This window comes from Alkalibacterium pelagium (assembly GCF_900109325.1).
GTDB lineage: Bacteria > Bacillota > Bacilli > Lactobacillales > Carnobacteriaceae_A > Alkalibacterium > Alkalibacterium pelagium.
The window spans coordinates 225,755-233,506 of sequence record NZ_FNZU01000003.1 but is presented as its reverse complement, the minus strand read 5'-3'; the positions used below and the strand labels follow the sequence as shown (position 1 = coordinate 233,506).

Below are 7,752 nucleotides of genomic sequence, written 5' to 3'. Positions count from 1 at the left end.
CGTAATTGCGATAAGTTAATCTTTTAGGAATACCGTAGGTTTCCCTTAACTCTCTGACATAAGAACGAATAGTACTGGGTGCTGCTTCTCTGTAATTAAACTGTTCCTCTAGCCAGTCTTCAATTTGAGCTGCGGACAGTTCTGGCTCATCACTCAGCCAGCTTAAAATAGTTTCTTTATATGGATCTAATTTTCTTTTCCGATTCGCTAAGGATTCTACCCACACAACTGCTTCATTTGGTTCTTTCTTCAAATCACTAATTACTGTGTTACGGTGAATGCCAAGCATTCGACTAATTTTCGCATTTGAAAATCCTTTCTTTTTGTAATGATGCACTTTCGCAATTCTGTTCACTTTTTCAAAATCCACCTTCTTTTTCTCCTTCCAGTCAATAAACTAACGTTTCTAGTTTATCAAATGGAACGAAGTAATAGGGTAAAAGTGCACATTCTTATTTAGCAATAACTGCACAATACAGTCTAGCAGTTACAAGCACCTAATGAATTAATCCAAGAATGTTATTCAAAGTTAAAATTAATGTATTAAATAAAAGCAGCCGACTGGAAATAAATTCCTTAAGTCTGCTGCTTTTAATGAACGGTTGTCTTCCTTAGAAAAAGTGGTTAATAGTGTCACTTAATTTTTTAACTAAATCGGAGTTTAAGTGTGAAATTGGCTTTCCTATAACTCTGAGAGTCGGATCAATACTTCTTATGTGTTGAAGTAATATTGTGCCCTTTACCTTCTCGTTATTTGGAATTGAAACGAAAAATGGTGAAACAGTAAAACGCTCTTCTTTATATTTTTGAGAGTTACTGATAGGAGCGATTAGAACAGTATTCAAATATCGATTGTAAAAGTTGTTACTGACCACTAAACAGGGCCTAGTCTTTTTTGTTTCTGTTCCTTTTGACGGATCTAGATTAACGAGTATGATATCTCCTTGTCTGAGTTTAGCCATTAATCAAAATCCTCAGCTTCTAAATCTTCACCCCAGGTCATTTCTGTATCATCAATAGAGCCATAGGTTGCTTGCTGTTCCTCTACTTTTTCCCAAAAAGCTTTCTTTTTATCCACGCTTTTAATAACCACGTCTCCTTGTTCATTAGTATAAAATATAATGTGGTCATGAGACTTAATATCTAATGCGGTTCGAATGGACTTTGGAATAGTTACTTGGTTTTTAGATGTGATTTTTGCAGTAACAGGATTTCTTTCTTTGTAGCTAATCAATTCATTCACTCCCATTTAATAGATAATTCTTATTATAGCACAAAAGTAAGGAAAAGTAAGGAGTGAGACTTTAGTTTTTGTCTTTTTTTGTTAATGGAATATGTTATGATAAACGAAACAAATAACAGGAGGCATTCAACTTGCTCATACATACAACAGATAAATTCATGTCAGAAATAGAAAAAGCAAAAGGTCACGTCTTGCCGCTCAATCCTACTAATCCAAACGAGAATGCTTGGTTAGCCCATATTGCTATTTTGAATCGAAGAAAAGCACTAGTACTTGTCCATTTAGAAACGCAGTTAACACTTGTTGCTTGGCCACTTAAAAAAGAAGAATTAAGTAAGATTGAGAATATCATTCACTATGTCAGACAAGCGTATTTTGACTATTTAGGTCTCGATTGGGTCAAGCAGATGGAAATAGAGAAGAAATTTGATAACCGAGATTTGGTATGGACTAAGGGAGAAAACATCGATACACCAGACTATCTTGAAGAAGTCATTAGACCTTTAAGAATGGAAGTGAGAGGGTTTGATGATGAAGAGATTGTCCAGCTGAAATTAATGGAAAAAGTCAATAACCGATTAGTCACTTATCCAGATGGAACCGAAGATACACCGTTAAATAAATGGGAATCATTCTTAAGCGATAAAGGATTAGGAGAGAACCTCGTATTCACGCCACCTGTTGCAGAATTAAAGGTAAGCCTTGAATTGGAAACAGAAGAAGATGTCGTGAGGGTTTTACAGGTTCCAATGACTTATACTTTTAATCAGTTGCATCACATACTGCAGGAAGCCTTCATGTGGGACGATTATCATTTGCATCAATTCACTTTTGAAAAACCAAATGGTATGTCTGTCTGTCTAGTAGACGACGATGAATCATTTGGATATAAACAAAGACAACAAATAATGAAATACGATGAAGAATTGCAGCTGCTGGAATACATCCGTTCTGGAGATGTCTTTCTGTATGAATATGATTTCGGAGATGATTGGAGACATAGAATTGAAGTGACCCAAATCATTGAAAAGCCGAGTCTTCGAAAAGCGCGTTTAATAGACATGCAAGGGGACCCGGTACCTGAGGATGTCGGAGGAGTAGACGGCTATGCAGAATTTAAACAGGTGATGTCTGATCCATCCGATGAACAGTATGAGCATTTTTCTATGTGGAGTGAACGATTCAGAAGTCGTTTATCCATACACACTTTAAATAGTATTAACTTTAGTTTAGATAGACTTTAAGTTCAATTACAGAACTATCAAGCGTGAAAGCCCACGGTTTTAATCGTGGGATGAGAGCGTAAATTGAGATAAATGTCTGATTGTTTTGTCTTCTTTTTCTTTTTCTTTTAAAAATAAGTGTACATTTCTCTAGCCTTTCCGTTGACGGAGTGATATTCTAAAGTTAATAAAAAGAATACACGTTTGTATTTATGATAGAGGTGAAGCGAGTGAAAAAAGAACAGACACAGTCCTGTGTTAAAGTGCTCAAAGTGAAATTAAAGCCGACTAAAGAACAAGCAGCTGAATTGACCCGGCTATCCAAAGAGTATATTTATCACGCCAACCAGCTTGTCCAGCAGGCTGTATCAGATGGCCGCTTTCCAACAGTCACTTCCAGACACATTGATGTTAGTATGAAATCCTGGACACGTTTTGATAGAATATAAACTATCGAAAAGGAGTGTCTATCGATGTCAAACCGAAGAACCTATGATGTCGACTATAAGAAAACGCTAGTCAGTTTGTACGAAAATGGTCATTCAGTAAAGAATTTAAGTGAGGAACATGGGATAGCAGAACAAACCATTTATCGGTGGATCAAAAAATATTCCACAGATGAAAAAACCGGGTATTCTGAAGCAGATATCGAAAAAATTAAAGTAGAGAATGCCCGTCTTAAGACAGACAACGATATCCTAAAAAAGGTCTTAGCCATGTTCACTCAAAAATAGACCGCGATGACTTTATTTTCGAACTCAACGCAATCAAAGACGACATCAATTTAAAGCGAACACTGGAATTGTTTGATATTTTCTGCGAAACTCGTCAAACTTACCTTCTCGCCATGATTTCTCAAGAAAGACGACTAGATCAGCGACGCTAAAGAATCGGACTTCATATCCTTTTTTTAAGGCCCCTCGGCCTAATCTAGTGACTAAGTGGGTCTTTCCTGGACCAGGTGCTCCAGATAAGACGATGTTTTCTTTTTGTTCAATAAACTGGAGTATGGTTAAGCTTTCTTTATCTAGTTGAGGTGGAAAGCGAATCTGTTCATCCCATTGCTACCTACTTAGCTCTTTTTCATTCAATGAACTTTGCTTTTTTCAGGAGTCGTTCACCTTTAGCGAATTCTCGAATCTCTAACTCTTGTTGTATTAAGTCAGTGACACATTTCTCTGGATTTTCAAATGGTGTATTTTGCAAGACTTTTCTATACAACATTGCAGCGATTAACTACACAATTTTGCACCTGTGACTACTGCCATTTGAATGTACCAGCGTTGCTAAGTTTTGTACAACCCTTTGCCATAAAATGTACCAGTTGGCACATACTTGTAATTGAAACTTATTGACAGAACTTTCTTACTAGCGGTATGATAAGGAGTGTAAAGGAGGTGCTTTAATATGGTTACTAATGTCTATAATAAAGAAACAAAAGTCAAATTTCGAAATACTCAAGAATATAACAGTTTTATGAATAGGGCTAGTGGAAAGACAGGTATGCCAACTTCTAATAAGCATATTAAAGTCGCTGCTAAAAGAGTTAGCAGAATTCAAACAATTAAAGTTAATGGCAATAAAGTGGGAAGAGCAAAATGAAAAACTTGACGGTAGAAGATCTAAATCTTATTCCTATATCAGAAATAGATAGTAGACAAAAAGCCTCAATAGAGGCTTTTTGTTGTGGTGAAAATTCTATTGACTCATATTTAAAAAAGATGCATTTGAAGAAGATAAATTTAATATTACTAGAACTTTTTTGGTCTTTGTGGAAGATATACTGATTGGCTACTTTACAGTTAGTACAGATAGAGTAAGAGTTGAGAAACAATCAAAGGTTAATTTTAAAATGAAGAACCATGGCAATAAGGTGAAATTGAGTTCAATCCCTTCTATATCATTACATCATTTTGGTATTGCACATGAATATCAAGGTCAAGGTATAGGAAGATTAGTAATGGACGCTTTTTATTTTTTTATTATCAATTTTTTGCTTCCTTATGTTGGTGCCTGTTTAATTACGACATATGCTCTAAAAACTTCCATAGGATTTTATCATAAATTAGGTTTTGAGAAGATAGGCTCCCAAAGCAGAGATAATTCTAGCAATAGATGCATGGCTTTATACATTTCAGAATTACTTCAAGCATTAAATAATCCTGAAAATGTTGATTGAAATAACTATACTTTTACTCTTGTATAATAGCTTAATGAAGTTTATAAAAATCTTAATTGCTTATTAAGATTCTTATTATTTTATAATACTCAAATTAGAATACTTAACTATCTCGCTGGTTAAATAAACCCTCATTCAAATAAGTCCCAAAATCACGAAAATATTTATCAAGCAACTCATCCTGCTCAGTTTCAAGTCTTTCAGCAATTCTAAACAAATTGCCAATATGCTCCTCGCTTTCTTTAGACAAAACCACATAACCAGTGGCTAATGATTCAGTAGGAACGGTAAGTGCTGCTGCATTGATCATATTTGCAATGCGCACCAATCCTTTATTCCCTTTATTCTGATATGCCTTAGCTTCACTTCCTACATGACCGATGATTGAATCACCTAACCCATGAAAATCAATAGGTCCTTCTTTTGATATAATCATGTCATATTCTTCCAGCCATCTTCTCGTGTGCTGGATCAATTCATGTCTTGAGGCAGATAAATTTGTCTGGATATAAGTTACTTTGATAGAGTCGCTGGATTCTAAATTAAGAGAGTAGCGTTCTTTATCGTAAACCACTAATACGTTTAATTTGTTTATTTCCTCATTTAGTTCAACGGGTAAAACAAGTGACACGATTTCTCTCAATATGCTTAGCTGACGACTCATAATGCCTATGGAAGGTGAGAAGCTCTGACCGTCAGTGGATTGTTTTAGATAAGCTGAGGTGTGTTCCTTTGCAATTGAAGGTGAGATAAAGCTGAATAGGTGGAGGGAGAGGGCGGGAGCTAAGACAGATCCTCCACCATCTGTTCCGATACCTATATCATTGATTCCTAGAAATACATTGACTGCTGTGCCGCTGGAAGAGCCTGTCATGGGCTGACCCGTTAGAGGATTAGTCATTAGGGTATCGATTGCTCGTCCTCCAAAAGCGTAGTTGTCTAATGTATGTAAAGCATAGTTACCGGACTTTTCTAATGAGTGTATTAACTCATTTGGAATTTCCGGTCTATTTTTTACGCCAAGATAATAAAATGGCTCATCAGCTATTTTATCTATCGCAGTTGGAAAAACTTTGTTAATTGATTTATACGGGTTTTCAAATGCCAGAAAAGTCTGTTTAGCAAGTTTTTTTACTAGTTCGTGAGTCATGTCAATGTCTCCTTTAATTTCATTTATAAAATAATTTAAACTTTCTATTGAAAAATAGAATAGGTAGGACTATACTGTTAATTAAGAAAACGGTTTAATTTCATTTTACAAAAATATGTAACTTGGTTGAGGGTGATGAATGGAGTTAGTAGCGTAAGTGTATTTTAGCAATTATATTATAATAGTCAACTCGTTTTTATTTATTCTCAATTTACAATTATTTGTAATTTGAGTTAACTCTTAGTCAAAGGAGAGATTCACATGTTGAAAATTGTTGTAGGCGGGCAAATCGACAAGAAGGAAGTTGCTCAACTGATAGAAAAGCACGGAGAAGATAAAGTAGAGGTATCTGTAAAAGGTGATTTAGAAGCAGCCATGGCTATGAAAAACGGACAGGCTGACTATTACTTTGGAGCATGCAATACAGGTGGTGGGGGAGCACTGGCAATGGTTATTGCAATGCTGGGTCGTCCCAATTGTTCTACAGTATCGATGCCTGGAAATATTATGAATGAAGATAAAATCAGAGAAGAAGTTCAGTCTGGCAAAAAGGCATTTGGATTTACAGCACAGCATAAAGAAACGGTCGTGCCCGTCATTGTAGATGAACTGCTTAAATTAAACCAATAGAGGAGGATAAACAATGGACATCATACAATTATTAGTGATTGGAGCTTTGGGGGCAATGGCCACTATGCTTACCAATAAAGGAATCGCCGTATTTAACGATGGATTGCGCCCTGTTATGCCGGAATATCACCATGATAGGACGATTAGCAAGAAAGAATTGGCCGCAACCAGTTTTGCGGTAAGTTTTGGTTTGGTAGTCGGATTCGGAATTCCGGTTTCGATTGGCGCAAGTATTTTACTTATACACAGTGTATTATTGATGACTGATATTATCGGCACATGGACACCTAACTCAAAAGCTGGAATGATCATGGCTGGGGTTCTAGGCGCTGCTTGGGGAATCGGTTTAACTTTAGGCTTGTCATTTATCATCGATCTATTTGAAGTACTCCCGGTCAACTTCTTGGATGCATTAGGAATGGTTGGAAATCCAATAGTCGTAGCCTTCTCTGTATTTCCTGGAATTGCTGTTGCTTATCAGCACGGATTTAAGAGAGGCGCTATTACTGCAGGAGTAAGTGCGCTGGCTTTGGTACTGACTCGTGAGTTTGGTTCATTCACTCTTCCTGGAGGAACACAAGTCACTTTAAGTGCAGAAGGAATGACTCTTTTAGCTGGAATGATCTTTATGGTATACTTCGCAATTCAGATAAAAGGGGATTCAACAGACAATCAGAATCTAGTAAGTATTTTTGCAGAACGTGTTAAAAAAATCAAAAAGAATATTATCTTACTGTCTTTAACAGGTGGACTTGTTGCTGCTGCCACCAGCTTGACATTAATTGCCGGAGATCCTATCTCTTTAAGCTTGATGGACAGTGGACAGTTTGGTGAAGCCGCTTTGGCAGCTCTCGCTAGAGGTATCGGATTTATTCCATTAGTATTCTCTACCGCTATTGTAACAGGTGTTTATTCGCCTGCAGGTGCCACCTTTGTTTTCGTAGTAGGTATACTGCTGCAAGGGCAGCCTCTACTTGCTTTCATAATAGGTGCACTTGTCATGTTCGTTGAAATATCACTTCTGAGCGGTGCAGCTAAAGGTCTGGACCGATTCCCTGGAGTGAGAGATATGGGAGACCATATTCGTACGGCGATGAACAGAGTACTTGAAGTGGCACTTTTAGTTGGAGGAGCATTGGCCAGTGAACAGATTGCGCCGGGAATTGGATTCTTCTGGGTTATTGGAATTTATTTACTCAACCGTACAGCTAAAAAACCATTAGTAGATATGGCTGTGGGACCAGTAGCGGCAATCCTGCTTGGTATTATTGTCAATATATTATATGTTTTAAGTTTATGGACTCCAGCTGGATAATAAATATAAGAG

General features: G+C 36.8%; 11 protein-coding genes and 1 pseudogene. 7 read left to right on the top strand and 5 right to left on the bottom strand.

Annotation, left to right across the window (positions count from 1 at the left end):
• The 3 genes and pseudogenes from BMX79_RS04145 to BMX79_RS04135 all read right to left on the bottom strand — a co-directional run.
• Positions 1 to 370, bottom strand: a pseudogene (locus BMX79_RS04145) (helix-turn-helix domain-containing protein); the annotation flags it as partial.
• 241 nt (positions 371 to 611) lie between these two features.
• Positions 612 to 962 carry a type II toxin-antitoxin system PemK/MazF family toxin gene (locus tag BMX79_RS04140; RefSeq protein ID WP_091479439.1) on the bottom strand — a complete coding sequence of 117 codons (351 nt, stop codon included), beginning with the start codon at positions 960 to 962 and terminating at the stop codon, positions 612 to 614.
• Positions 962 to 1,234 (bottom strand): AbrB/MazE/SpoVT family DNA-binding domain-containing protein, encoded by a 273-nt coding sequence (locus tag BMX79_RS04135; RefSeq protein WP_246117642.1) that lies wholly within the window; start codon positions 1,232 to 1,234, stop codon positions 962 to 964. Before BMX79_RS04135 ends, BMX79_RS04140 begins: the two co-directional genes overlap by 1 nt.
• Before the next feature lie 140 nt (positions 1,235 to 1,374).
• On the opposite strand from BMX79_RS04135, the gene BMX79_RS04130 reads away from it, so the two are divergent.
• From BMX79_RS04130 to BMX79_RS04120, 3 genes are all read left to right on the top strand, one after another.
• Positions 1,375 to 2,487: a plasmid pRiA4b ORF-3 family protein gene (locus BMX79_RS04130; protein ID WP_091479434.1), complete on the top strand. Its 1,113-nt coding sequence runs from the start codon at positions 1,375 to 1,377 to the stop codon at positions 2,485 to 2,487.
• Positions 2,488 to 2,696: 209 nt separating this feature from the next.
• Positions 2,697 to 2,915, top strand: a complete 219-nt coding sequence (locus tag BMX79_RS04125) for a hypothetical protein (protein ID WP_091479432.1) — start codon at positions 2,697 to 2,699, stop codon at positions 2,913 to 2,915.
• Positions 2,916 to 2,939: 24 nt separating this feature from the next.
• The gene (locus BMX79_RS04120; protein WP_091479429.1) at positions 2,940 to 3,200 is read left to right on the top strand and encodes a transposase; all 261 of its coding nucleotides are present in this window, start codon (positions 2,940 to 2,942) and stop codon (positions 3,198 to 3,200) included.
• Between the two features lie 45 nt (positions 3,201 to 3,245).
• On the opposite strand, the gene BMX79_RS12800 is transcribed toward BMX79_RS04120, so the two are convergent.
• A complete protein-coding gene (locus BMX79_RS12800; protein ID WP_373419238.1) occupies positions 3,246 to 3,476 on the bottom strand; it encodes an ATP-binding protein in 231 nt (76 codons plus the stop codon).
• A gap of 397 nt (positions 3,477 to 3,873) precedes the next feature.
• Here BMX79_RS12800 and BMX79_RS04110 point away from each other — a divergent pair, with 397 nt between their 5' ends.
• Together BMX79_RS04110 and BMX79_RS04100 are read left to right on the top strand one after the other, a co-directional pair.
• On the top strand, positions 3,874 to 4,068 hold the full coding sequence (locus tag BMX79_RS04110; protein WP_091479426.1) for a hypothetical protein: 195 nt from the start codon (positions 3,874 to 3,876) through the stop codon (positions 4,066 to 4,068).
• Between the two features lie 160 nt (positions 4,069 to 4,228).
• Positions 4,229 to 4,645 carry a GNAT family N-acetyltransferase gene (locus BMX79_RS04100; protein WP_170230974.1) on the top strand — a complete coding sequence of 139 codons (417 nt, stop codon included), beginning with the start codon at positions 4,229 to 4,231 and terminating at the stop codon, positions 4,643 to 4,645.
• Positions 4,646 to 4,748: 103 nt separating this feature from the next.
• On the opposite strand, the gene BMX79_RS04095 is transcribed toward BMX79_RS04100, so the two are convergent.
• Positions 4,749 to 5,795: an amidase family protein gene (locus BMX79_RS04095; RefSeq protein ID WP_091479419.1), complete on the bottom strand. Its 1,047-nt coding sequence runs from the start codon at positions 5,793 to 5,795 to the stop codon at positions 4,749 to 4,751.
• 261 nt (positions 5,796 to 6,056) lie between these two features.
• Between BMX79_RS04095 and BMX79_RS04090 the strand changes: the two genes are divergently transcribed.
• Both BMX79_RS04090 and BMX79_RS04085 read left to right on the top strand, forming a co-directional pair.
• Entirely contained in the window at positions 6,057 to 6,425 is a 369-nt protein-coding gene (locus BMX79_RS04090) for a DUF2620 domain-containing protein (RefSeq protein WP_091479416.1), read from the top strand.
• Between the two features lie 13 nt (positions 6,426 to 6,438).
• Entirely contained in the window at positions 6,439 to 7,740 is a 1,302-nt protein-coding gene (locus tag BMX79_RS04085) for a YhfT family protein (RefSeq protein WP_091479414.1), read from the top strand.
• Positions 7,741 to 7,752 lie beyond the last annotated feature (12 nt).